The following is a 725-nucleotide window of genomic DNA, read 5'->3' as shown; positions in this document are numbered from 1 at the left end:
AACGCCGCCCAAGGGTATGTACCTCAAAGGAGTGACCCTTACTCTAACACTTACAACTCCGGGTGGGCGAACCATCCCAATTTTAGGTGGAGTCAACAATTACCTCCTAGGCCTCCAACTCAACCTTCCCAACCTATGAGACCTAATTACCAAGGACCCAATCAAGGTATGGTTGTTCCCTATAGGCAATCTCCACCCCAAAATCAATATCAATCTCAAGGCACAATGGTGCCTCACTCTCAATCTCAACCACCTTACAATCAACCATCCCAACAAATGGTTCAAGTACCTCCACCCCAACCACCTCAAAGAACTCCGGGATTTGAAGAGCAAGTGTTGAGTGCTCTCAAGAATATGGAAGCCAATACCCAACTCCTTCATTCTCACTCCCAATCTATTGCAAAACTTGAGACCCAAATGGGCCAAATTGCGGCTTCTTTAAGTCGTAGGGAAGAGGGTCATTTGCCTAGCCAACCGGTTAGAAACCCTAAGGGAGCTTATGTGGCTGAGAGTTCTACCTCTCAAGAGCCCGTCAAACATGAGGATGTCCAAGCCATTTCTGTGCTTAGGAGTGGTAGAGTGGTTGACAATAGGGTAGGAGAGGACCTCATGGATGAAGATAGTACACCTCCGGTGGAGGTTGATGTAGGGAGTGATGAGACCTCTAAGAGAAAAGAGAGAAGCCAAGAGAAGGAAGTTGTTGAGGAAATTGAGAGGGATAACTT

1 protein-coding gene is annotated in these 725 nt (G+C 47.0%); it reads left to right on the top strand.

The window, feature by feature from the left end:
* Positions 1 to 501: 501 nt before the first annotated feature.
* On the top strand, positions 502 to 725 hold a 224-nt coding region (locus HLA93_RS20415), incomplete at its 3' end, for a hypothetical protein (protein WP_222196270.1).

Source organism: Modestobacter italicus, assembly GCF_019799965.1.
GTDB lineage: Bacteria > Actinomycetota > Actinomycetes > Mycobacteriales > Geodermatophilaceae > Modestobacter > Modestobacter italicus_A.
The sequence above is the reverse complement of the archived record's forward strand: the minus strand, read 5'-3'. Positions and strand labels throughout refer to the sequence as shown.